Raw genomic sequence first — 21,299 nt, forward strand, 5'->3', positions numbered from 1 at the left:
GATTAGCTTCTTGCGGTTTTTAATTCACCACGTAACTTGAAGATTCCTTTTGGTGCCTTAGTCAGCAAGATGCCACAAAGTAGAGGGATCATCATAAGCAGAGACTGTTCAGATAGAACCTCACCATTGATGTAGCAAGAGATCAGCAGCGCAACCACTGGGAAGATTAGGAAGCAGATAGACGCTTGGAAAGGCGTCGAAACTTGTCCTAATTTAAAGTAAGCCACAATCCCGCCAACACTCGCCACAAAACCTAGGTACACGACAGCTGAGATTGAATCCCAAGTGAAGGACTCAACATTAACGCTTTCACCCATCGCTGAAACTGCGAACAAGAATAGAGAAGCAATTAAGCTCGGAACGGCGTTGTAGGTAAGTACTTCGATGCCTTTACAGTGCTTTTGAACTAAAACATACATCACTGCGTGAATGGCAACTGCAAGGCCTAAGCAAACCGTGCCAATAAGGTAATCATCACCACCCATTTGCATTTCATTGCCAAGGATTAAACATAGGCTCACAACAGCTGTGACCAAACCAAAGATTTGATGTTTCGCCAATCGTAGACCTAAGAATAAACCCGACATCAGCATGACAGCGACTGGCATGTTGGCGAAGATGATCGACGCTAGACCAGAAGAGATGTATTGCTCACCATAGATCATCAAAGTGAACGGAATAGCAAAATACATCAGTGCCACAATAAGCAGCCATTGACGTTTACCTTTAGGGAAAAGCAAAGGTTGGTTGAAGACTTTTGCTAATACCGCAAGCAAAGGTGCTGCAAGTAAAAAGCGTAACGCAGTGGCAAAAATAGGTGGGATAGAATGCAATGCCACTTCCATAGCGAACCAAGTGGTTCCCCAAATTAAGCAAACAGAGACAAAAAGCAAGATAGTTAGCGACTTCGAATTCATGGTGACTACTCATTAATAATTATTTTAAATCATAGGCTTGTGGCGCCTTAATGACGTGGCACAGTATAGAAAGGTAGTCGGAGAAAAGTTTTGCCTTTTTATCTCTAATTTGAGGTTTTTATGGAAATTAAATCTATAATGTAATTGTTTTGAAGAAAAATTATTTTATTTTAGATAACTTGAACAAAGCCATTATTCTTTGTGAGGTTTAATGTTGGTCGATAAATCGTCAGTTTAGCGACGTATGGAAATTTGGTTGAAAGATATTAAGAATAAGATTCAGCGTGTTGTTTTAGGTGTTCAATAAAGGCGCGAATTCTGGCTGGCACCTGTAACCCATAATTATGTACGACATAGAAAGAGGCTTTAAGAACTTGATCTTTGGGCAAGATGTTTACCAATGTTCCTTTTTTCAGGTCTTCTTCAATTGCTTGTTTAGGTAAACAGGCAATCCCCAACCCATTTAAGGCCATCATGCGGATCGTCGGAACGCTATCTCCGATTCTACTTGCCCTGAATTGATACGTGCTTACTTTGCCCTTATTAATTTCAAAGCTTCTTTGGCTGTTGATTCCTTCCCACTGATTGGCAATGTAGTCATATTGGGAGAGGTCACTTGGCGTGATTGGCTGCGGTATTTGCACCTTAGTAAGATAATCTGGGTGACAGCACAGTACTTGATGAAGCTCTCCGAGCTTAATTGCACGAGACGTTGAATCAGGAAGAGCCCCAACAGTGACCGACAGGTCTATGTATTTCTCGATAAGATCTACGCGCATATCGTTGGCCAATAGTTGAGGCTCGATACGAGGGTGGCTTTTCATAAACTCACACATTGCAGGTCCAATAAGATGTGTCATCAATGTGTGTGGGGATGTGATGGTGATAGTGCCTGCAAAATCAGAACAGGACTCGCGTACTTCTTCTTCCGCAAGCGACATTAATTTTCGCATTTCTAAGCATCGTTGATAAAAACGTTGTCCAGCGTCGGTTAAGGATTGGCGACGTGTTGTTCGAGTGAGTAATTTCACACCAAGGTGTTGCTCAAGCCCTTGTAAGTGATGGCTAACGACAGATTTTGAGAGATCTAGCTTATCAGCCGCTTTCGTTATGGAGCCCGATTCTACAATTTGGGCGAACACTTGCATGCGATGTAATTCGTTTTTCATGGTGGTTCATTGTCTTATTAAATCGAACTATGTTTCAAATATTACTGTATTTATCTATTTTAACAAACAAGTAAGATTCTCCTCGTACCTTAACAAAATAAGAAAACGGAGAGAATGATGACTATTTTAGTGCAATTTACCTTGAGCCATACTGAAGATAAAACGGCAGAGATCGTTGAGTTTTTTAATGAAATATTGCCAGATACTCGTACTTTTAACGGCAACCTTTCTGCGGAGCTTTATCAAAAAGATTTGGCAGAAAATTCCTTGGTTTTATGTGAAGAATGGGAAAGTACCGCTCACTTTAATGAATACATTGCTTGGCGCAAAGATATTGGTGATTTTGACCGTTTAGGCGCGATGCTTACGGATATGCCAATTATCACCGTCATGTCAAAAATCGTCACAGCCTCTGAGGCGTAATGATGAATAAGATATGGAGCCCTTCTTCAGTACCCGCTCCAGCCGCTAATTATCATCAATGTGCGTTGATCCCCGCAGGTTCAACGCGATTGCACATCGCTGGGCAACTAGGGATTGATAGCGAAGGAATGGTGGCTGAAGGTGCGGAACAACAGATTGTACTGGCTTGGAAAAATCTGAGAGGTGTGCTTCAGGCAAACCAAATGGATATCGAAGATTTAATCAGTGTAAGGCTGTACTTAGTGGACCGGAATGATATGTCTGACTATCAAGCCGCAAAGCAGCAATTGCCTTTCGATGTTGGTGGTCTCCCAACGACATTACTGTTTGTGCAAGGGCTCTTTGACGAGCGATGGAAAGTTGAAATTGAGGCCGAAGCAGCGAAACTGATTTAAGTCGATCTCTGTATACTCAATTGATACGAAAGACATGATATGAAGCAAAAAGCCCCTTTATTTAATCAGACTATAAAGGGGTGATTTCTTATCTAGAAATATTGCTATTCAGCGACGCATAGTGATTTGGTTGAAATCGATCCAACCATTCGCCAGCTGCTCAACAGGATTAACTGTTTTAGCATAATTGAGTTGCTGTTTTACGTGGAAAATCGGTCTATAAACACCGAACTCTATTAATTGTGCCTCAAGCTCTAGAAAGGCCGATTGTCGCTGGTGGTAGTCATTGAGAACCCATAGCTGTTCAAGGCTTTTGTTACGCCACTGTTTTTGCTCGTCAGTTAAACAAACCTCTAAGGCAATAGAACTTTGTAGCCATCCCATCCAGCTGCTGTCGAGATTGTCTGAAAACACTTCACCACTGATCAATATATCCGCATTTTGTAGGTTGCTTTGTTGGCAAAAATCTGGAAATTCGAGCACCTGATATTCGCAGCTAAAACCAAGTTCATTAAGTTGTTCACAATAGTGGCGAGCCATTTTTATGTGATCAAACAGCTGATAGGTTAGGATTTTTATCGGTTGTTTAGGCTTGTTTAGTTTATCTGCGAATTGTCGAGCCACTTTTAATGCGTCTTTGTCATTCGCCGTCACTAGCTTAGATTTCGATGGCTGACTAGACGTCGACAGCATTCCATATGCGTAGCCGACAGTATTCAGAGGAATGTCTTTCGCGACACCAAGTAAACGCAGTAAATCATTCAGTGACCTAAGGTGTTGTGGTTCTGCGAGCCAAGGGTGGCGATGTGAGTTGAGCAAGGCGTACTCGCAGCCTTTCTCCCACTGCTCTATCTCTGCTAGCTCGTTCTGTAATAACGATTGTTGATAGTGCGGATATGAGTGAACAATGTCGCAGTGCATTTCATAGTCTTTGGCTTTATCGCCAACATTCCAAATCTCAATGCCGTCTACCCAAGGTCGGTGCCCATAGTAGGCCTTGAAAGCTTCGAGTCTGGTTAGCCACTCTGACTGTTCCACTAGTTTAAAGCTGCCACTTCCAATGATTTGTTCTCCTACTTTCTTGGCAATACCTGCGGCAGAGCTCGATAGTAGCGATGGAAGGTAGCCTGCGTTGGCATTGATAGCAAAACAGAGGTGAAGCGGATCGATAACCGTAATGGTAGAGATGCATTTAAATTGCTGACTATTGTGATGGCTGCTGCCGATCAGGCGTAGAAAGTGCGCTTTGATGTCTTGCGCTAGAATCGATGAGCCGTCATGAAACACTAAGCCTTTTCGCAAAGTGAAATACCAACGATTTTCATCTTGGGACCAGTCAATTGCAAGATCACCTTCAAACGAGTGAGTACGCGTGTTGAAACGCAGTAAGTTACTGAACAGGTAACGGGTGATGTGTGCTTCAGTGCGTCGTGTCACTTCAATCGGGTCTAGGCTATGTGTGCCTCTATAGAAAGGGATTTGCAGAATATCGAGCGTAGTCGGCAAGCTCTGATAGCGGCTGATATAACCAAGCAGGAACAGATCGCGTTGCGACTCTTCAATAAGCTCTAAAGCTTGGTCGACCTTGTTTTCCGATAGTAATTCATCAATCCTCAGTTCCAACTCATGGTTCACGTTTTTGAGTAGAGTGAGTGTGGGTAGGTTGCCCCGTCCAACGCCTGACTTCCAATCAATCCAGCCTTCGTTTACTAGCTTTTTGATAATCAGTTGAGCGTTGCGTTTGGTACAACCTAGAGCTTCAGTAATTTCTGTAAGCGAAAGTTGAGTTGGTTGGTTAATGAGTACCCGAGAACGTAAAAATGCCAGTGCCTTCCAGTAATGCATAAAGGTGAAATCCTTGCTGAATCTTTCTATTTTTCTTCATCTTTTAATCTCGATAATAGGGTTATTCGATTGTTTTTAAAAGGAATGAAAAATGGAAGGTGTAAATAAAGAAGAGGCTACGTCCTCTATTTGGAAAAGCTCGAGCTTTATTGTGTTGTTTTCGACGGCGTTCTTCGTTGCATTTGGAACCAAGATTTATGACCTTGCTCTGCCCTTGTTGGTGTACGAGTTAACACAGTCTTCAGAGATGATGGGGTGGATGAGAGCGGTCGAGTTTTTGCCCAATCTACTCTTAGCGCTGTTCATCGGTGTATGGGTTGATAAGTTTAATAAAAAGCATTGGTCACAATGCATGTTGCTCGGACAAGTGCTGGTGTTGGTTATCTCATATATTGCAGTGCGTTGGCTTTCCAACCCTCTATATGCTTTGTTTCCGTGTGCATTCCTGATGATGGCGTTTAACTATGGTTATCACAATGCACGTATCGGGATGATGAAAAACGTTTTACCTCAGTACATGCAAAATACCGCCATCGCAAGAATGAGCTCTTTGTACAGTTTGCTAGAAACGGTCGGCCCGGTTTTGTCTGGTGGTCTGCTTCTGTTATCCGCGTTACATAATGTGTTTTTACTTATTGCAGTGATGTATGTGCTAGCGTTTTGGCAGCTCAATAAATTGGAATTCAAGCCGGCTATGCCCGTTGCTCATCAGTCGGTGATTAGCGCACTGAAAGAGGGTTGGCTGATCTTGTATGCGAACAAGAACATGTGGCACATTACCTTAGCAGTGATGGTGATAAATACCACGGGAGCGGTATTTTGGATTCAAGCTATCTACTTTGCAAAAGCAGAGCTGGCTTTAAACCATATGGAGGTGGGCTACCTGATTGCAGCATCTGGAATCGGAGGGCTGTTAGGTTCGTTTACTGCTGACAAAGTTCGTCAACGCATCGGCTTAGGTGTTTTACTTATGGTCTCTATTGCACTTGAAGCGGTCGGTTTTATTATTCCTGTATTATTCATAGACGGCGACCAAGCTAGCGGACTTTTAATGTCATCTTTTGTTGGTGATGGGCTGTTTAGTCTTGATGGTAAATGGGTATTAATGGGCGCGTTTATGTGGGTGAGTGCGATTGGCGTGTACAGCAGTATTTGCATCTGGAGTTACCGGCAAGAAGCTTTCGATGAGCAACATTTAGGCCGAGTTGCAGGCATTACGGGATCTTTATTTAAATTATTGATGCCCTTTGGGTTAGCGGCTTCCGGTTATTTGGTAACAGTATTCGACGTGCCAAATATTTTTGTGCTCTGCTTCATTATTCAATTATTTACCGCTTTAGCTCTGCTGATGACCAAAGTCCGACATATTGAGTAGAGCGCGACTCTTTGGTTCTTTGAGAGTCTAGCCACCAACAAAAAACGCGCCCTCAATGAGGCGCGTTTTTGAGCAATACGTTTAAGAGGCTGCGTCTACTGCGTAACAGGCTTAACTTGTTTGGACTGTCTTACTGCCAGAATAAGTTGTGGTAGCAGCGACATCACTATCATGCCGGTCATTAGCGAATACTGGACTGCAGTGAATGATTCACCCATTAACACCATGCCTGTCACGATGCCAGCTACTGGGTTTGCGATGCCACCGAAGGTGAAATCAACTACGGACATACGTTGCAGTAGCCACACATACATGCCGTAACCCAGGGCAGTGTTCAGGATAATCACCCAAACAAGTCCTATTGCGTTACGAGTATCGAAATGAGTGACAGCGTTAACATAAGGCTGTGGGTCGATGAGCGCATGAACGCCAGACGCGACAGATAAAATCGTACCGCCTAGAATCAGTTGCCACGTTAATACCTTCCACCAGTGCATGCGATTACCCAGTGACTTGGTAATGCTACTGCCGATAATGATACACATGATTGCAGCGAACATGGCGCCTAAACCTATTGGGTTTAATGCGATTTGACTTGGATTAAACAATATCCACGCCAATGTGATTAATCCAACACCAGACAAGGCTTGAATCAATTGCGGACGCTGTTTCTTTACTACCCAATGGAAGATCATCGCAAACACTGGCACAGAGATCATACCTACACCGGAGATTGCCGAAGGCAACGTCAACGCCATCACGAAGATTAAGCTGAAGAAGGTCGCAATATTGATAAGACCCAATGTGAAAATGATCTGCCATTCGCCTTTTTGAGGCAGTGTCGGTTTTACTACTAGCAATAACAAACCAGCAGGCAACGCACGCAAAGCACCCAATAATAAAGGGGGCCATTCCTGTAGCGTAAATTGCGTCACTGCATAGGTTGTTCCCCAAAAGAACGCGGGAATCATTGCTAATAATATATTCATATAAAATATCTTTACGTTAAGATAGTTGATTGTATGAACTGTATACCTAGATCATATGGTTGTAAAGTATCTTTATGTTAAACTAGTTTGAGGTAAACAAGACTAACAACGGAGCGAGATCGCAAATGGATGCTATCGACCGCGTAGTAGATCAATGGGCAAAGGAAAAGCCTGAGTTAGAAACTGAGCCAATGGCAATGATGGGCCGGATTATGCGTATTGCCAAGTATATGGAGACGCAAGTTGCCGATCTGCATAAAAATTACGACATGAAACTTGGTGAGTTTGATGTGTTGGCAACGTTGCGACGTTCTGGGAAGCCTTATCAACTGACGCCATCAGAACTGATCGGATCGATGATGCTGACATCAGGCGCAATGACCAATCGCCTTGGTAAACTAGAAGCTAAAGGGCTGATCCGTCGTGAGCACAGCAAAGAAGACAGACGCAGCGTGAGTGTTCAGCTAACCAAAGATGGTCTTATTCTGATCGACCAAATGATGACTGAACATGTCGAAATGCAGAAAAAATTGGTTAAGTCATTGTCTGCGAGCCAGAAGAAGAACACTAACCAACTTCTAAAAGCATGGTTGAGTGCTTACGAATAATTTTTAGGTGACTGAGTAGGGTACGACTATGGACAGTATTCAAAATAATACGGAAAAAACAGATATGCTTGAGAAAGTAGAGCGCGTTGTATTAATTAATGGATTGGAATATGAGGTTAGCGGAAATGTTCTTAATCTTAAGCTAGGCAGATCGGGTGGAAAGGTAAAAATCAAATACGATTACGCGACGAATTCATACGTCTACAACTGTAATGAGTATGCTATTGGTTTTTCCAGTCTCATCTTCTTCGTTCTTTCGTTCAATACTCTGTATCAAGTTGATCACCAAGCATGGTCTGGTTATGTCGCGGGTTTGATGTTTGCTGGAGCAATATTCAATTTGATCCAATTAGTGCTATCGCACGTCCAAATGTTAGACATTAAAGCACAGCTAAGAGAAGTAGGTATCTACCTCAAGTCTGGCGCGTAAGAGCCTTTAACATCTTGTGTATCGTGAACAACTGAACAACTGAACAACTTAGCCATTTCTGAGTAACGAGTGGTTAAGCCCTGCCATCGGTGGTTATAGGCCCAAATAAACAGCGTTAACACCAATTCTTAGTGCTGTTTTTACTTTCCTCTTACACACTTTTCTTATATCGAACCTAGTATCAAATTTCTCTTGGTTATACAGGCAAGCTTCTCATTATGAAGAACTTTTTCGATAGCGAGCTCATGCTCTCTAGCTCCTTGAACTTCGTTCTGCTGTCACTTGGACTAACGCTCCTCTTACATATTCCAATTTGGTGTGGATTCAACCTGAGTCGGCGAAAATGGAAGCGTATGGATTATTTATGGCCGTTTTTAGCGGGTATCGGAATGCTTGGTGCCGTGTCTGAGATTAGAGCGAAGGTGGCGGGTGATTGGGTTGAAACCGAACAAACCAGAGCGGTGGCGATTTTAGAATCTGTTCAGCGGTTCTCTTTGGATAAGCTGAGAAGTGATACCTGTACAGGTCAGCCATCTTTAGATAATCACGCTCAGTACCACGACGCGTGTTTGTGGTATTTGAATACGGCGATTACGTTTAAAGATGTCGATTTCACCTTGTTACCCAATGCATCGGATTTTACGGTTCCTGCGCCTAGCGTGTCGTTAGTTGAAAGTGATGCGGTGTGGGTGTACGGTATGCTGAGTCAGTATGAAAAGCAGAAAAACCAATATATAAAAACCAGAGAAGCGCAGGTGAAGCAGCCCCTAGAAAGTATCTTTTGGTATGTGAGTCCTTACTTAGTGTGTTTCGCGATTGCACTACGTCTTACTAAGGTGACAGCAGAGCTCAAGTTGGATAAATGCTCATAGTTCACTGAATGTTTGTAGTTCACGGTTCATCGCTATATCAATGGGTAACTCAATAGCTAGGCAAGCGTATAACTTTAGGTAAGCGTATAACTAATAGGATGTGTCTGAATTAGAGATAAAAAAATAGCGTCAGTATTGAATTACTGACGCTATTTTTATGTTGGATCCAACAGTAGCGGAAAGTTGTTTATAAAGGTGGCTACTTAAATTGATATCTAACCGAAAGTTGTAATTGAGGGCCGTAAAGACCGTTGTTTTTGGAAGCAACTGCAAACACGGCTTTATCTGTGGCATGGAACCTGGCTCCAAACGTAAAGATTGAGTGCTCTCCGTTAGAACCCGCAAGCACATGGGCTTCTACTCTCTGAGTGATCCACGCTCGAATACCCGCATTAAATTCGACATAAGCTTTCGTTTCTCCAGCTGCGTATGAGTTTTTGTTGAAATGGAGTAGCAGCTGCGTATTTAAGTCGATCCCTTGAGTTATTGGACCATAAACTTGAGGGCCGATGTACGCATCAAAGTTGCTTTCATCTTCGGCTGTGTTGGTACTAAGGCCGCCCAAAATCGCCAAGCTATCGTTGATGTCGCGTCCACCATCCACGCTTAACCCCATAGGCTTTGCTTGCATCCCAAGTTCTACAAAGTCCGTTGTGAAATTTGCCGCAGATATAGCTTGATGAGAGAAGAGGCATAGCAGTAGAGGTATTACATTTTTAATTTTCATATGACTTACAAAAGATAGTAATAGTGGAGTAAAGCGCTTGGTCATGCTTTATTTATTGTCACGCCAAAGCGATGAAGTTCTTCGAAAGTTAAGTCAAAGAAAATGTCTGTTCTTGTTGTCCATCTTGATTGTGCTGTATAGGGGGGCGATAACCCATTCCTTTGCTTGATGATTGTATATTAAACATAACTGCAATAACCAACAACGATTTTAATTTTTTTTGTATAGCTCTAAGTTCTGGTTCAATTATGGAAATAGTTAATCCTAACTGTATGAATGCAAAAATGGGCAGTTTATCTGCCCATTTTTATAACTGTAATGAATGACAAATCTTCCCTTAGATCGAGATTCAACTCGATATAGACAGTGCGAACGACAACAAGATTGGTAGGGTAACCACACTTAGGAAGTTGCCAAACAACACCATGGACGCGACCTTAGGGGGCTCGACATTGAACCTCTCTGCAAACAGGTAGTTCATCACAGCGGGTGGCAGCATGGTGAACAGTACCATCATTTGTAAGTGCAGCGTCGGCAGTGGGATAAAGAAGTAGATGATGATAAAAGCGATGGCCCCTGTGAACAGTGATTGAGCCGTACACAACAAGCCTACTTTGAGTCCTCTTAGCTTCAAGTTGACCATTTGCGAACCCAACGATAGCAGCATGATAGGAACAGCAGCTTGCCCAAGCAGTGATGTGGCTTCGTAGATCGGATTCCATATGGTAACTTCAGACAGGTTGAGCGTCATCGCTAGCGCAGCCGCTAAGAAAATCGGCATCTTGAGGATCTGTTTGATCGGATTACCGTCGCTCAATAGCGCTAAGCCAACACTAATATGGGCACATGCTGATACCACAAATAGTAATACCGCAGGGGCTAATGCGCTCTCGCCAAAGGTATATGTGAATAGGGGAATGGCTAGGTTGCCACTATTACGGAACATGTGTGGCGGAGCCCAAGCCTTGAAATTGAGCTTAAAGATCTTACAGATCGGAATCATCAACAATGCAGGCACTAACACTGCGACCAAAGAAGCGGTTATGAGTGGCAATTGCTCTGTGTCGAGAGGCATGGTGGTCAGCGATGCAAACACTAGCGCAGGAATACACACATCCATGTTGATGCGATTGATCGGTTTGAAATCGGGCTTGAGCCAACGACCGACCGCAAAGCCAGCACTGGCTAAAGCAAAAACGGGAAACAGAATGCTGATGACCTGTTCGAACATAGAATTCCTTTCTAGGTTTAGTACATCCATTTAGCGGAGAAACGAATGTTTTAGAGAGCGCTTTAGATACGTAAAAAATCGAGATGTACAAACATTAACCTATCAACATAATGAGTTGGCGTCACCGAAGATCGTTGTCTGTCAGTGGTTAATTTACATTTCTTTGAATGAAGTACAAAAAAGACCAGTGGCATCAGCAACGGGTCTTTAAAGGCTAGATAAATCTGGACGGGTTCTTTAATTAACTACGGTGACCACTAAACGCGATTATCACCACAGCTGTAGGCAACGATCTGGCTGATTTCGCTCAGGCTACGACCTGATTGTTGCTGCCACTCGTTGAAAGCCTTGCTCGCCGCGACTTGTGCTCGCTTGGTGTTACGGCCGCTATCCACCACATCGGTACTGCGCAGGTGCGCTTCAACATCTGATGACAAGATGAAGGTGTCTTTACCCATTTGACGCAGAGTGTAGGCACCAGTATTACCACCTAATCGCTTGCCGTGTTTTTTCAGGTAATCCCACAGCTCTGTGATACGTTCTGATGGCCAGTCGGCAACCATTTGCGAGAATGAATCGGCTTCACGCTTAGCATTGTGGATCATGGTGGCATTGGCAGGGATGGTCATCACTTTAGTGAGGTGGCGAATAATGCGCGGGTCTTGCGCTTTCTGTTCCCACATCTCATTTGGCAGCATCAGCATTTTCTCGATGTTGAATTCAAAAAACACTTCTTCAAATTGCGGCCATTTCTTTCTCACTACATTCCATGAAATACCACATTGGAATACCTTTTCGGTAAAGGCGGCAAGCCAGCGGTCGTCGGTGATTTGTGATAGCTCGGCTTGTGAAAGTGGTGCTCGAACAATTTTTTCGAGTTCGGCCGCTCCGCCTTTTCGGTGAGCTGCACGTTGATAAATAGTGTCGAATTTTTCTTGGGTCATGAGGTTCCAAATTACATCTGTGTATCTTGAGTGTGTAGCCAATGCTTAATGATATGGGGTTGAATCTAGCAATTAAAACCAGTTTGTTGATCAAAAAAAACTAGCAGAGCTTTAATTCCATCTGATACAAGGGCCATGTTTTACCATTGAACTCTTTTACGCTCGGCTCTTTGTCTACCACCTGAAAGCCCGCTTTGTCGTAGCAGCGTTTTGCGCCGTGGTTTTGCTTAAATACGGCCAAGGAGATGGTTGTGACATCAGGGATCTGTTTCGCCGCTTCTAATGCACTTTCAAGCATGGATTGCCCAAGCCCTTTGCCTCGTTGGTTTGGGTGAATCACCACTCGGCAAAAGCGAAGCTCACTGTCTGACATGCGCTGAAATTCCATAAAGCCAAGCAAGTCACTGGCGTTTGAGTTGGCGTTCGAATCAGTGTTCGGTTCAGAGTATGACTTAGATGCAGAAAAGGTATAAAGCTCGACATGTGATTCTTGAGATCGTTCGATGATCGAAGCGGCTTCCAATGGCCAGCCAAAGGTTCGTCCGCCCCATAGAATGTAGTCTTCTTGGGATGTAAACCAAGTGATGATCTCTTCGGCGTCGGATGCTTTAAAGCGGTTTATTTCCATATCCTTCTCTCTTCTTTATCGCGTGTCTCTTTTTTTAAGCCGTTAAACTTCTTCGGCCAACTGATCAAGAAAGCCACGCATGTACTCGGTGCGCTTGTTGGCTTCTAATTTGGCGGATTCTGTATTCATGGTTTCAGCCAGCTTAAACAGTTTCACGTAGAAGTGGTCGACGCTGTAATGCTTGTCATCCAAGTCACGCTGCTTCGCAAACGGGTCTTCGTGGTTATACAGCTCGGCGTTAAAGCTTTGACCTACGTACAGGCAGCGAGCGATACCAATCGCACCGAGAGAATCTAGGCGATCTGCATCTTGAACAATCTGTGCTTCCAAGGTTTCTGGTGTGATGTTGGCGCTGTAACTGTGAGTGACAATAGCGTGATGGATTTCGTCGAGGTAGGACGCAGGATACTCGATAGATTTGAGATAAGAGACCGCCTTGTCAGCTGCCATCTGTGAGCTTTGGGCTCTGTCTGGGTGGTTCTTAGGGAAGGTGAAGCAATCATGAAGGTAAGCGGCAGGAAGAACGACCTCAAGCTTAGCCTGTTCTTGAGTACACAAAACCTCAGCAGTTTTGACTACTCGCTTGATATGGCTGATGTCGTGCGCGGCATCCTGTGTCATCTCTTGCTGAGAAAAATCAAGCAGTTGGCTTTCAAATCTTTTAATCACGCGTCTCTTTCTCCATCTCTAGACGTTATCAATGTTGCTTGTCGATTAGTATCGTTTCATATCGACTGTAACAGTTTCTTGCGCGATTTTTTATCTTTTATAAAAGGAATATAAACAAAAAAACCGACTCAGTGAGTCGGTTTAATAGAGAGGCTCTTCTACGTTGATTAAAGCATTATCAACGGTAATTAGAGCTTAAGCGACGGTTTGCTGAAGCTGCGCCAACACATGATGTAGGGAAGGGCTGATCGTGTGACCAAGCGCTTTCACTTCGTCACATGGTTCTACCAAATCTGGGATCTGGAAGCTGATCATGTTGGCTGCCATAGATGCGCGAATACCGTTGTTTGAGTCTTCAAACGCTAGGCAATTTTCAGGTGCAACACCTAAGCGCTCTGCCGCTAGCAAGTAGATCTCTGGGTGAGGTTTACCATTGGTCACCTCACAGCCTGTGCTTAACGAAGCGAAGTAAGAATCTAGGCCAGCCAGTTCAAGCTTCTTTTTCGCGATATCAAGCTGAGTGGAGGTCGCTACCGCGATTGGAATGTCGTTTGCTTTAAGCCATTCAAGTAGTTCGATAACACCATCTTTAACTGGGATTGCTTGGTGCTTAACAACCGCATTGTAGCGAGTGCGCCATTCGGTGTTCAGCGCCGGGTAATCTAACCCTTCGCCGTAGCCCTTTCTAAAAATCTGTTCGATGGTTTTTGCGTTACAACCAATGATGCCTAAGTAAACATCTTGCAAGAACGGAACATCTTGCGCGTGACATGCTTCTTCAAAAATCTGCATACAAAGTCGCTCGGTGTCGAGTAACAGTCCATCCATATCAAAAATAGCAGCTTGAAAATTCATATCCGTGGTTCTTTATGTGTTGTCATCGTGAGGGCGAGTATTTTGACATAGTGTCTCGGGATAGGCGAGTCAGTGTTCAGTAAGAATATGCTTAGTTAGATCGGAAATATGCTTCTGAATGACTTTGTATATGATTGATTATGAATGAAATAATATCTTTAAGTTATGAATCTAGCACTTTATAGGCCATACAGATCTAACAGTCACAATAATGGTTATCGTACATAACAAATTTAGATTTAGAGTCTGTCTTACTATTACATTTCATAAACTTACGGTTCAGTTAGCGTGACCATAATCTTAGAAAAAACAATTTGCGAGAGTCTGCAATCATAGTGTGACCAAGCGATAAGTAAATAGCGGAACTTAGGGACAAAATATCATTAGTCCACATTTTTAGCAGGGTTGCTTATGTTGTATTTTGAGTTTCTATTTTTATTAGTCGTTCTTTATATCGGGTCTCGATATGGCGGTATTGGCTTAGGTGTTGTTTCTGGTATTGGCTTGGTTATCGAGGTGTTTGTCTTCAAGATGCCACCAACGTCTCCACCTGTCACCGTAATGCTGATCATCCTCGCTGTTGTTACCTGTGCTTCTATTCTTGAAGCGGCTGGTGGCTTGAAATACATGCTGCAAGTGGCCGAAAAGGTACTGAGAAAGAACCCGAAACGCGTCACCTTGATAGCACCGTTCGTGACTTACTCGATGACATTCCTATTAGGTACTGGCCACGCGGTTTACTCCATCATGCCTATCATCGGTGATGTTGCACTGAAGAATGGTATTCGTCCTGAGCGCCCAATGGCGGCTGCATCTGTTGCATCTCAACTGGCGATTACTGCATCTCCAATCTCGGCAGCAGTGGTTTATTACCTCGCGCAACTTTCTGATATCCAACACTCTATTACTCTGCTTTCTATTTTGATGGTGACGGTTCCTGCAACGCTGTTCGGCACACTTTTACTTTCTCTGTATAGCTTGAAACGTGGTAAAGAACTGAACGACGATCCTGAATACCAAGCGCGTCTAAAAGATCCTGAGTGGAAAAAACGCATCGAGAGCACCACTGCGACCTCTTTGGATGAAGTGCTGCCAACTTCGGCTCGTAATGCGGTATTGATTTTCCTACTTTCAATTGTCGTGATTGTTATCGTGGCGATGGTGCCAGAGATCAGAACCATCGTAGACGGCGACAAGCCAATCAAAATGTCGGTGATCATCCAAATGATGATGCTCTGTTTCGGCGGTATCATCTTGCTGGCAACCAAAACTGACCCGCGTGATGTGCCAAACGGTGTGGTATTCAAATCGGGTATGGTGGCGGCGATTGCTATCTTCGGTATCGCTTGGATGTCGGATACTTACTTCCAATACGCAATGCCTCAGTTCAAATCTGGCATCGTAGAAATGGTAACTAACTACCCATGGACGTTTGCACTAGCGCTATTCATTGTATCGGTTGTGGTGAACTCGCAAGCCGCTACTGCACGTATGATGCTGCCTGTTGGTCTTGGCTTAGGACTAGACCCAGGCCTGCTTATCGGCTTAATGCCAGCGGTTTACGGCTACTTCTTCATCCCGAACTACCCATCAGATATCGCTACGGTTAACTTCGATGTCTCTGGTACCACCAAGATTGGTAAGTGGTATTTCAACCACTCATTCATGTCGGTCGGTTTAATCGGTGTAGTGGGTGCATGTTGTTTAGGCTACGCATTGGCACAGATTTTCATCGCTTAATTAAGCGATAGCGAAATAACAAACAAAAACAGCGCCTGAATTGGCGCTGTTTCTATTTGTTCTGTTTGGACGTATTAATTCGAACCTAGATTTCGAATTAATAACTAATATTAGCGAGCCTCAAAAGCCAAAGACTGAATCGCTTCTTCAATCGTCAGGAAGTGGATCTTCATTAGGCACACTTCAGCTTTTTGGAACTCGTGATTTCGAATCAGTTTGGTTACGCTTTCAACTGAATACTGGTCTACTCGTTTCGCTAGAGAGAGTTGGTTTGAGCCCGATTGCAGTGAATAGCTGTCGCCTTCTGAATCGATGAGGTAATCATCTTCGCCTAAGATCATCTCTGAGCATTCCGCCTGAAATTCTTTTTCGGATGCGACGTAAATAAGCTCATCATCACCGTCGAGTTTTACCAAAGATGGCCAACTGATCATTACTGCCTCTCAATCATGGATGTTGAAATGTATGTCTGGACTATAAACACTTTTCGCTGATGGATCATCTCTTAGCCCTAACGACTCGAACGTTACTTACTTAGAGACCGACCTAATGGTGCGAAGTAACCTTGCAGGGCTTGGAAAATCTCTTCTCGATGCGCCATATCAGGATACACAGGGTACATATCCGGTTTGGTTGTGCCATCTACCAAATAAACGTTTTTGATATCAGAACAGGATTCAATTACTGACTCAAAGGCACGCGCCATCATCTCTGTTGGTAGTGAGAAGTAACGGGCCGACATCGCTTTGTCGGCAATAACACTTCGCGCCACGTAATCGTGTTTGTCTAGGTTATTGTCGCTGAGTAGTGTGGCATCGAACAGTGACATCAAACTCTCGTTTAATGGATGAGGTCGCACCTTTCTATCGTGTAGCCAACAGTCACTGGCGAACAAGATTTGCTTGCGAGGACCGGAGGTGTCACCAATCTCAAACGCCTTTTCGGCAATGTAGTGGTCAAATGCATGCCAGAACTCATGCGCTAACGCACCAGCCCCTGCGTTTTTAGCGAGGGCTAACTCTCTTTGATTTGGTGCGTAGTGTGCTTGTACACCCTTTCTGCCACCACTGCCGAACGCTAAGCCTAATGTGCCACGTAAGCCAATCGCTTCTGGTGGCAAAGCCAAGATGTAAGCCAAGTCTGCTAACGAGTCGAATATCAGATTTGCAGCGAGCTCTTTCTCTTCTTTCGTTACCCAAGCGCCTACACGAATGCTGCCCATACCGAAGGTCTGTTTGATGTCCATGAATGACACCTGATCGCCATGTCGGTAGTCTGGGCCTTTGCGCGTTTTGTATTTAAAGTGGGTTAACTTCAAAAGGGTCCTTGGAAATAGATGTAGTTTAGCGCTGTTGTGTGGTGCACAGGGTTAAGTTGGGAAAGTTAGCACCTTTGTCAGTAAATTACCGAACAAAATGAGTGAGATTGTGTTCGAAAGCCTCCCATGAGGTTGGGTTGCCTTCGTGGGTCAGTGGAAATAGTGCCCTATTTGGTTTTGCATAGCTTAAACGATGTAACCTCTGCGTGACATGATAACTGTCTAGCCCTGAAATTGTGACTAAATCTAACGCTTCTAAATCTAGGTAGCCGTCCGGCATCACAGCACGTTTTGGCGCGTGAATTGTAACAACTTCACCAATCAACATTTGAGTTTGGTTACTTTCAATTGTTATCTGCTCTTTGAAGGCTAAGCCTATTTTCAGAGGGCTTTCCAAAACAAACGGAGCAGGGATCACATCATCGTAATAGGGCGTGAGACCGACCGCGTTAAATTCTGAGACTGATTTAGGATAACGAGCGGAAGTTTGATGAGCTTTTTGAACAAAGCCCGCCCCGATACTATTGATAGTGAAGTGTTGAGTTTCTAGGATATTTTCTAGTGTATGACGGCGACTTTCCGCAGTCCGGATGATGAAGCCAAGTAAAGGTGGATTCGACCCAAAATGAACCACGGAGCTCACTACTGCAAGATTTTCTAGCCCTTGCTTGTCACAGGTGCCAATAAGGTTTGCGCTTTTAAACCCCGATAAGGAGTTAATTAAACGAGCGCGCTCACGCTGGTCCATTGCTTGGATATCTTGTCTTGAAAGGGTCATTGCCTTCATATCTTCTCTTCTTCTCACTTTTGTTTTCGACGACTTGTTTACTAACTAAAATATATCTACGCAGCATCACTTTATTCCGATCATCCAGGTTGAATAAGTGGTAGTGAAAGGAGGGTTCTTTTAGAAAACTGCAATTTCCTTGAAATTAAATGTGACACTGTAGCTTAATTTGTTGTTGCAGCGGTTTGCTATTGAGCGATACCATGTACGGCTATTTCTTTGGTAAAGATGTAATTATGTCAGATGAAAAGCTCGCGCTAGAGTGGATGCGCCAACAAGCGCATAGAATTGATCCATATGTTATAAATCCATCATTTGATGAATGCGTTGAGTTGCTTGAGCCTGCCTTTAAGAAGGGCAAGAGTGTCGCGCAGCTAAAATATCTATTATCAGAAGCGGATCGCCGAGCGGGAGCTGCCGAACGTAAACATGCTGCTTTAAAGTTTGCTAAAGAAAAAAGCCCAAAGGCAGGTCAAAACCTTCGTCTGCAAAGCAAACTTCAACAAGTTCAATTGGCATTAAAGTTAGCAACTGGCGATAACAACATGACCATATCGCAGTTCTGCTCTGAATATGATGTCAGTAAGCGAGACGGCAACGAAGCGTGGAATGAAAAGTTGGTTGAGCAGAATAATAAGAAGTGATTTCGTGATGCCGTATATGGTTTAACTGAAGATCCGACAAGATTCACTTGCTTATGTATTCATTTAAAATCCTACCAATAAATGTTGCTCAACGGTATTTCAAAAGCCTGAAGATCTTCTTTTCAGGCTTTGCTAACAGCTAGCCACTCATCAGCTCCGTCTTAGTCGTTAACCACTTCCAGAAATACCGATGAGTGAATATCAGGTATTAAGGTCGAATGTTGTTGAAACTGACCTTTTGCGTTCCATCGCTCTGATTCTCCAATTTAATTACATCTCCTTGATAGTAATAAGGTTCCATTGGCATCTTGCTGTTGGTTGGCCTTGCGTAGTGAAGTACAGCGGGTTTACCTTCCTCTTGTCGAGCATATAAATAGCCAATCAGCGCATGTTCAAATTGGTGGTAGCCATTGCCCCAATGGAAAGCTTTAGTACGCTTAGGCTCAAGCCCAACGCCACCGTACTTATGATCTACCCATACATCATGAAAGGTGGGCAGGGTGTATTGCAGTACGTCTTTCATTGAACCATCGATAAGCGATACCGTCATCGCAGCTTGATCAAGCTCAGCCCATTCCCATGATGACGCCCATTGGCTGTACGGTCTGCTTTGCCAGCCCGTGATATCTTGCCCTTGCCACATCTTCTGAAGTCGCTCGCCAAAGTAGTTAGATACATTGGCAAAATCTTTTTGATATTGCGCCTGAGCCAAAGTGTGTTTCATACCGTCTAAACCAAACTCCGACCAATCGGAATTTTTTAATGCATGACCAGTTAGATAGGTCATCCAATACGCTTTAATGGTGTGCCCAAAATCATTGTGATTGGCATTCGGCATCATTGCCGCTTTGTCGTGAATTGCGCCGTAGAAGCGTTGTTCATCTTCAGAGTGGTAGTGATCAATCATGGCTTGCGTGAGCCAGTTTAAGTCATCAAGCCATTTGGCTTTGACGGGCTCTTTGAGCAGAGGAGCGACTAACAACAGGTAGCCGTTTATTTGATCAAGTTGCGCGACCAGTTCACGTCGTTTTGCACTGCCATCTTCACCGTCGGCGAGTACCCAAGCAAGACCGCTGTTGTCGCTAAGTCGATATTTATCAAAGATAAAAGCTTGTTGGGCGATGAGTGCTTCTTCTACCTTTTTGTCTTGGGTCAGGTAGTAGTACATCGCGAGTCCAACCAGCGCATACGCTTGATCTTGAGAGGTACGTTGCTGCCAATCTTGACCCGCTTTTCCCTCTTTTGTGTAGCCAATAAAGCCACCATTTTTCTTATCTTCTAGTTGATCAATGAGGTAGTAGGCACCTTGCTTGGCAAGCGCTAAAGCTTGTTTGTCTCCAGTAAGGTGATAGAGCACGCCGTAGGCATAGGTTTGGCGTGATTTCATACGCGTAAACTCCTTGCCAAAGTGGGGAGTGATCCAGCCTCTGTTCAATTCAGGACACACATCAGATACATCGAGCAAGGTACCATCATCGCAGCGGAAAGTAGGGAAATTGCCTATCGGTTCTCCCTGTGCGCTCGGCATAAGCCAGTAAGGTGCGAGCCCTTCAGAAGCATGATTGATCCAGTCTTCTCCAGAGGGAAGGGTGACATTGGCAGATACGGCCAAGCTAGTGACACTGAGTAATACGATGGTTGCTCGTAACATAACGTTTATCTTAACTATTTGAATTTAGTTGAATATAAACAATCACATCTGCACATTGTGATTAGGCGATCACAATCGACCAAATTATTTGTGGTGTAGATGTAGGACTATCTGGGTCTTACTCATTTTAATATTGCAAATAAACAATAAATTATCGTTTATCGATAAATTGTTGTTGATCATCGTTTGTTTTGATCTTAATATTCTTCCATCAACTCAACAGGAATATAAGTATGTCTAAGATTCAAAAACAAAGTCGCCGTGTGCGAATGCTACTGCAGTCCTTTCTTGCACTCACTCCGATCATGGTGTGTTACTTCTGGCTAACGGTTCAAACACCCTATGACTTTCTTAGTGAGATGGGCATTATTCAGTTTTCCATCGAGATGGACTACTTTATAACCTCTCCACTCACAGTCTCTCCACTTACTACGACAACAAGAATCATCGCAATGTTCACCAGTTTGGCGATGTCGAGCATTCTTATGTATGCATTAACGGTTCTGATACGCCTATTCCGTAACTATGAGCGAGGTGAAATCTTCTCTTTAGAAAACGCAATGTCCTATCAGAAACTCGGATATAGCTTGTTTTATTGGGTATTAGGTTCAGTTATCTATGGTTCATTGATGTCAGTGATTCTGTCGTTCAATAATCCACCAGGTGACCGTATCTTTGAGATTAGTTTCGTTGGTATGGACTTTTTAACACTGATATTGGGTATAATTATTTTGATCATCTCGTGGGTGATGAAAGAAGGTTATATTCTGGCTGACGAACATAGCCAAACCATTTAAAGGACTTGTCATGACTATCCGCATTAATTTAGACATTATGATGGCCAAACGGAAAATGCGATTAAAGACATTGGCAAAAGAAGTTGGGATAACAGAAGCCAACTTGTCCGTATTAAAAAATGATAAAGCCAAAGCCGTAAGGCTATCGACGCTCGACAAGCTATGTGAAGTTTTAGAGTGCCAACCTGGTGATATTTTAGAATTTGAACCGAATGATCATAAAGACGGCGTTGCGGCAGAGTAGCCAGTAAGGAAATCGCTTTCAAATCATCTAATAATGAACGA

General features: G+C 43.7%; 24 protein-coding genes. 10 read left to right on the plus strand and 14 right to left on the minus strand.

What is annotated here, in order from left to right; all coding sequences use genetic code 11:
- Positions 1 to 2: 2 nt before the first annotated feature.
- Both ACED53_RS03750 and ACED53_RS03755 read right to left on the minus strand, forming a co-directional pair.
- Positions 3 to 917 carry a DMT family transporter gene (locus ACED53_RS03750; RefSeq protein ID WP_017101301.1) on the minus strand — a complete coding sequence of 305 codons (915 nt, stop codon included), beginning with the start codon at positions 915 to 917 and terminating at the stop codon, positions 3 to 5.
- A gap of 266 nt (positions 918 to 1,183) precedes the next feature.
- The gene (locus ACED53_RS03755; protein WP_009846175.1) at positions 1,184 to 2,086 is read right to left on the minus strand and encodes a LysR family transcriptional regulator; all 903 of its coding nucleotides are present in this window, start codon (positions 2,084 to 2,086) and stop codon (positions 1,184 to 1,186) included.
- 114 nt (positions 2,087 to 2,200) lie between these two features.
- Between ACED53_RS03755 and ACED53_RS03760 the strand changes: the two genes are divergently transcribed.
- Positions 2,201 to 2,509 carry a putative quinol monooxygenase gene (locus ACED53_RS03760; RefSeq protein ID WP_012601159.1) on the plus strand — a complete coding sequence of 103 codons (309 nt, stop codon included), beginning with the start codon at positions 2,201 to 2,203 and terminating at the stop codon, positions 2,507 to 2,509.
- Positions 2,509 to 2,904: a RidA family protein gene (locus ACED53_RS03765; protein WP_009846177.1), complete on the plus strand. Its 396-nt coding sequence runs from the start codon at positions 2,509 to 2,511 to the stop codon at positions 2,902 to 2,904. The genes ACED53_RS03760 and ACED53_RS03765 overlap by 1 nt, the downstream gene beginning before the upstream one ends.
- 108 nt (positions 2,905 to 3,012) lie before the next feature.
- On the opposite strand, the gene ACED53_RS03770 is transcribed toward ACED53_RS03765, so the two are convergent.
- Entirely contained in the window at positions 3,013 to 4,749 is a 1,737-nt protein-coding gene (locus ACED53_RS03770) for an ABC transporter substrate-binding protein (protein ID WP_017101302.1), read from the minus strand.
- Between the two features lie 91 nt (positions 4,750 to 4,840).
- On the opposite strand from ACED53_RS03770, the gene ACED53_RS03775 reads away from it, so the two are divergent.
- A complete protein-coding gene (locus tag ACED53_RS03775) occupies positions 4,841 to 6,124 on the plus strand; it encodes an MFS transporter (RefSeq protein ID WP_009846179.1) in 1,284 nt (427 codons plus the stop codon).
- A 95-nt stretch (positions 6,125 to 6,219) separates the two neighbouring features.
- Here the strand turns inward: ACED53_RS03775 and ACED53_RS03780 are convergent, their stop codons facing one another.
- On the minus strand, positions 6,220 to 7,113 hold the full coding sequence (locus ACED53_RS03780; protein WP_017101303.1) for a DMT family transporter: 894 nt from the start codon (positions 7,111 to 7,113) through the stop codon (positions 6,220 to 6,222).
- 125 nt (positions 7,114 to 7,238) lie between these two features.
- On the opposite strand from ACED53_RS03780, the gene ACED53_RS03785 reads away from it, so the two are divergent.
- From ACED53_RS03785 to ACED53_RS03795, 3 genes are all read left to right on the plus strand, one after another.
- Positions 7,239 to 7,721 (plus strand): MarR family winged helix-turn-helix transcriptional regulator, encoded by a 483-nt coding sequence (locus ACED53_RS03785; RefSeq protein ID WP_017101304.1) that lies wholly within the window; start codon positions 7,239 to 7,241, stop codon positions 7,719 to 7,721.
- Between the two features lie 28 nt (positions 7,722 to 7,749).
- Positions 7,750 to 8,151, plus strand: a complete 402-nt coding sequence (locus tag ACED53_RS03790) for a hypothetical protein (protein ID WP_017101305.1) — start codon at positions 7,750 to 7,752, stop codon at positions 8,149 to 8,151.
- 353 nt (positions 8,152 to 8,504) lie between these two features.
- A complete protein-coding gene (locus ACED53_RS03795; RefSeq protein ID WP_009846183.1) occupies positions 8,505 to 9,023 on the plus strand; it encodes a hypothetical protein in 519 nt (172 codons plus the stop codon).
- A 199-nt stretch (positions 9,024 to 9,222) separates the two neighbouring features.
- On the opposite strand, the gene ACED53_RS03800 is transcribed toward ACED53_RS03795, so the two are convergent.
- The 6 genes from ACED53_RS03800 to ACED53_RS03825 all read right to left on the minus strand — a co-directional run bounded on the left by ACED53_RS03800 (position 9,223) and on the right by ACED53_RS03825 (position 14,077).
- Positions 9,223 to 9,750 carry a hypothetical protein gene (locus ACED53_RS03800; RefSeq protein WP_232281801.1) on the minus strand — a complete coding sequence of 176 codons (528 nt, stop codon included), beginning with the start codon at positions 9,748 to 9,750 and terminating at the stop codon, positions 9,223 to 9,225.
- Between the two features lie 349 nt (positions 9,751 to 10,099).
- On the minus strand, positions 10,100 to 10,981 hold the full coding sequence (locus tag ACED53_RS03805; protein ID WP_017101306.1) for an AEC family transporter: 882 nt from the start codon (positions 10,979 to 10,981) through the stop codon (positions 10,100 to 10,102).
- Between the two features lie 257 nt (positions 10,982 to 11,238).
- Positions 11,239 to 11,925 carry a DNA-3-methyladenine glycosylase I gene (locus tag ACED53_RS03810; RefSeq protein ID WP_017101307.1) on the minus strand — a complete coding sequence of 229 codons (687 nt, stop codon included), beginning with the start codon at positions 11,923 to 11,925 and terminating at the stop codon, positions 11,239 to 11,241.
- A 100-nt stretch (positions 11,926 to 12,025) separates the two neighbouring features.
- Positions 12,026 to 12,553 (minus strand): GNAT family N-acetyltransferase, encoded by a 528-nt coding sequence (locus ACED53_RS03815; protein WP_017101308.1) that lies wholly within the window; start codon positions 12,551 to 12,553, stop codon positions 12,026 to 12,028.
- Between the two features lie 42 nt (positions 12,554 to 12,595).
- Entirely contained in the window at positions 12,596 to 13,222 is a 627-nt protein-coding gene (locus ACED53_RS03820; protein ID WP_017101309.1) for an HD domain-containing protein, read from the minus strand.
- A 195-nt stretch (positions 13,223 to 13,417) separates the two neighbouring features.
- Positions 13,418 to 14,077, minus strand: a complete 660-nt coding sequence (locus ACED53_RS03825) for an HAD family phosphatase (RefSeq protein WP_017101310.1) — start codon at positions 14,075 to 14,077, stop codon at positions 13,418 to 13,420.
- A gap of 411 nt (positions 14,078 to 14,488) precedes the next feature.
- On the opposite strand from ACED53_RS03825, the gene ACED53_RS03830 reads away from it, so the two are divergent.
- Complete coding sequence (locus ACED53_RS03830; protein WP_029225528.1) at positions 14,489 to 15,817, plus strand: anaerobic C4-dicarboxylate transporter; 1,329 nt, start codon at positions 14,489 to 14,491, stop codon at positions 15,815 to 15,817.
- A 110-nt stretch (positions 15,818 to 15,927) separates the two neighbouring features.
- Here ACED53_RS03830 and ACED53_RS03835 read toward each other — a convergent pair whose 3' ends face one another.
- The 3 genes from ACED53_RS03835 to ACED53_RS03845 all read right to left on the minus strand — a co-directional run bounded on the left by ACED53_RS03835 (position 15,928) and on the right by ACED53_RS03845 (position 17,922).
- Entirely contained in the window at positions 15,928 to 16,251 is a 324-nt protein-coding gene (locus ACED53_RS03835; protein ID WP_017101312.1) for a DUF4144 domain-containing protein, read from the minus strand.
- 92 nt (positions 16,252 to 16,343) lie between these two features.
- Positions 16,344 to 17,135, minus strand: coding sequence for a CLCA_X family protein (locus tag ACED53_RS03840; protein ID WP_017101313.1), 792 nt, complete (start codon positions 17,133 to 17,135; stop codon positions 16,344 to 16,346).
- Positions 17,136 to 17,220: 85 nt separating this feature from the next.
- On the minus strand, positions 17,221 to 17,922 hold the full coding sequence (locus tag ACED53_RS03845) for a flavin reductase family protein (protein ID WP_017101314.1): 702 nt from the start codon (positions 17,920 to 17,922) through the stop codon (positions 17,221 to 17,223).
- Positions 17,923 to 18,158: 236 nt separating this feature from the next.
- On the opposite strand from ACED53_RS03845, the gene ACED53_RS03850 reads away from it, so the two are divergent.
- Positions 18,159 to 18,566, plus strand: coding sequence for a hypothetical protein (locus ACED53_RS03850; RefSeq protein ID WP_026012354.1), 408 nt, complete (start codon positions 18,159 to 18,161; stop codon positions 18,564 to 18,566).
- Positions 18,567 to 18,774: 208 nt separating this feature from the next.
- Here ACED53_RS03850 and ACED53_RS03855 read toward each other — a convergent pair whose 3' ends face one another.
- Entirely contained in the window at positions 18,775 to 20,217 is a 1,443-nt protein-coding gene (locus ACED53_RS03855; protein WP_017101315.1) for an N-acylglucosamine 2-epimerase, read from the minus strand.
- 233 nt (positions 20,218 to 20,450) lie between these two features.
- Between ACED53_RS03855 and ACED53_RS03860 the strand changes: the two genes are divergently transcribed.
- Both ACED53_RS03860 and ACED53_RS03865 read left to right on the plus strand, forming a co-directional pair.
- Entirely contained in the window at positions 20,451 to 21,014 is a 564-nt protein-coding gene (locus tag ACED53_RS03860) for a DUF2975 domain-containing protein (protein WP_009846208.1), read from the plus strand.
- Between the two features lie 10 nt (positions 21,015 to 21,024).
- Positions 21,025 to 21,258 (plus strand): helix-turn-helix transcriptional regulator, encoded by a 234-nt coding sequence (locus ACED53_RS03865; protein WP_009846209.1) that lies wholly within the window; start codon positions 21,025 to 21,027, stop codon positions 21,256 to 21,258.
- Positions 21,259 to 21,299: the final 41 nt, after the last annotated feature.

The sequence above is a fragment of the Vibrio sp. 1F169 genome (assembly GCF_041439605.1).
GTDB classification, from domain to species: Bacteria; Pseudomonadota; Gammaproteobacteria; order Enterobacterales; family Vibrionaceae; genus Vibrio; species Vibrio tasmaniensis_A.

Bases quoted from the DNA above. Each gene is read 5' to 3' on its own strand.
- ACED53_RS03865 (WP_009846209.1), top strand. From the start codon at position 21,025: ATGACTATCCGCATTAATTTAGACATTATGATGGCCAAACGGAAAATG.
- ACED53_RS03850 (WP_026012354.1), top strand. From the start codon at position 18,159: ATGTCAGATGAAAAGCTCGCGCTAGAGTGGATGCGCCAACAAGCGCAT.
- ACED53_RS03860 (WP_009846208.1), top strand. From the start codon at position 20,451: ATGTCTAAGATTCAAAAACAAAGTCGCCGTGTGCGAATGCTACTGCAG.
- ACED53_RS03805 (WP_017101306.1), bottom strand. From the start codon at position 10,981: ATGTTCGAACAGGTCATCAGCATTCTGTTTCCCGTTTTTGCTTTAGCC.
- ACED53_RS03780 (WP_017101303.1), bottom strand. From the start codon at position 7,113: ATGAATATATTATTAGCAATGATTCCCGCGTTCTTTTGGGGAACAACC.
- ACED53_RS03755 (WP_009846175.1), bottom strand. From the start codon at position 2,086: ATGAAAAACGAATTACATCGCATGCAAGTGTTCGCCCAAATTGTAGAA.
- ACED53_RS03770 (WP_017101302.1), bottom strand. From the start codon at position 4,749: ATGCATTACTGGAAGGCACTGGCATTTTTACGTTCTCGGGTACTCATT.
- ACED53_RS03800 (WP_232281801.1), bottom strand. From the start codon at position 9,750: ATGAAAATTAAAAATGTAATACCTCTACTGCTATGCCTCTTCTCTCAT.
- ACED53_RS03830 (WP_029225528.1), top strand. From the start codon at position 14,489: ATGTTGTATTTTGAGTTTCTATTTTTATTAGTCGTTCTTTATATCGGG.
- ACED53_RS03825 (WP_017101310.1), bottom strand. From the start codon at position 14,077: ATGAATTTTCAAGCTGCTATTTTTGATATGGATGGACTGTTACTCGAC.
- ACED53_RS03855 (WP_017101315.1), bottom strand. From the start codon at position 20,217: ATGTTACGAGCAACCATCGTATTACTCAGTGTCACTAGCTTGGCCGTA.
- ACED53_RS03835 (WP_017101312.1), bottom strand. From the start codon at position 16,251: ATGATCAGTTGGCCATCTTTGGTAAAACTCGACGGTGATGATGAGCTT.
- ACED53_RS03750 (WP_017101301.1), bottom strand. From the start codon at position 917: ATGAATTCGAAGTCGCTAACTATCTTGCTTTTTGTCTCTGTTTGCTTA.
- ACED53_RS03815 (WP_017101308.1), bottom strand. From the start codon at position 12,553: ATGGAAATAAACCGCTTTAAAGCATCCGACGCCGAAGAGATCATCACT.
- ACED53_RS03810 (WP_017101307.1), bottom strand. From the start codon at position 11,925: ATGACCCAAGAAAAATTCGACACTATTTATCAACGTGCAGCTCACCGA.
- ACED53_RS03760 (WP_012601159.1), top strand. From the start codon at position 2,201: ATGATGACTATTTTAGTGCAATTTACCTTGAGCCATACTGAAGATAAA.
- ACED53_RS03845 (WP_017101314.1), bottom strand. From the start codon at position 17,922: ATGAAGGCAATGACCCTTTCAAGACAAGATATCCAAGCAATGGACCAG.
- ACED53_RS03785 (WP_017101304.1), top strand. From the start codon at position 7,239: ATGGATGCTATCGACCGCGTAGTAGATCAATGGGCAAAGGAAAAGCCT.
- ACED53_RS03795 (WP_009846183.1), top strand. From the start codon at position 8,505: ATGGATTATTTATGGCCGTTTTTAGCGGGTATCGGAATGCTTGGTGCC.
- ACED53_RS03775 (WP_009846179.1), top strand. From the start codon at position 4,841: ATGGAAGGTGTAAATAAAGAAGAGGCTACGTCCTCTATTTGGAAAAGC.
- ACED53_RS03765 (WP_009846177.1), top strand. From the start codon at position 2,509: ATGATGAATAAGATATGGAGCCCTTCTTCAGTACCCGCTCCAGCCGCT.
- ACED53_RS03790 (WP_017101305.1), top strand. From the start codon at position 7,750: ATGGACAGTATTCAAAATAATACGGAAAAAACAGATATGCTTGAGAAA.